The organism is Aneurinibacillus aneurinilyticus ATCC 12856, from assembly GCF_000466385.1.
Lineage (GTDB): Bacteria > Bacillota > Bacilli > Aneurinibacillales > Aneurinibacillaceae > Aneurinibacillus > Aneurinibacillus aneurinilyticus.
In genome coordinates this window covers 1-751 of the sequence record NZ_KE952822.1, presented here as the reverse complement: position 1 = coordinate 751, position 751 = coordinate 1, and the positions used below count along the sequence as shown (strand labels likewise).

1 protein-coding gene is annotated in these 751 nt (G+C 42.9%); it reads left to right on the top strand.

Translation table 11 applies throughout. The features are described from left to right. Positions 1-363, top strand: a 363-nt coding sequence (locus HMPREF0083_RS15420) for a transposase (RefSeq protein WP_167331572.1), incomplete at its 5' end; no start/stop codon positions are given. Between the last annotated feature and the right edge of the window lie 388 nt (positions 364-751).

The window sequence follows — 751 nt, the reverse complement described above, 5'->3', positions numbered from 1 at the left end:
TTGTCTAGATACCAGCATCCTCGTCAGATTCAGAAGTTAGCGGGTTTAAATCTTAAAGAAAATCGTTCAGGCAAGCATCGAGGGAAAACCCGTATCACGAAACGGGGAAGACCACAGCTTCGCGCTCTTCTCTACAAAGCGATTCGACCCTTGGTTGCCAAAAACCCGGTATTTAAGGCGCTGCACACGTACTATACAACTCGACAGGAGAATCCTCTCCGTAAACAGCAATCGTTGATTGCCTTGTGCTGTCGTCTTATTCGCATTATGTTTGTGCTGGCTCGTAAACAAATCAATTTTGACATGAACAAGATGATGAAAGATACACCTTTATGTGGTCAGAGTCAGTCTCTTGCCACATAAGTCGTACAGTCGTTTATTCTTGAAGAACATTCACACCTGATATCTTGATAAAAAATGAAGCACGGAGAAGCCGGAATTATTTTTTCCATGCGGGCACAGACCCTGAAAAGGAGCATCTCTGGCCTCCACCTCATGGACAGGTTGAACGAAGGAAAGTAGGGACATATGATCCTGAGAGACATGGGAGGGTACACCACCATGAGCCATGTGGAGATCCAATGTGCAACCATATTTTTCAAATAAGGCTACAGGTCTCTACTGGGCTACGTCCCCCACTTCCAACATTTTAAATAGTTTCAAATGTCTAACTGAAGCGTTGTTTATAAAAATCAAGATATCGTAAGAATACGTGAGTATTCGCAAGAAAAACTTTAATTTATAGAGGGAG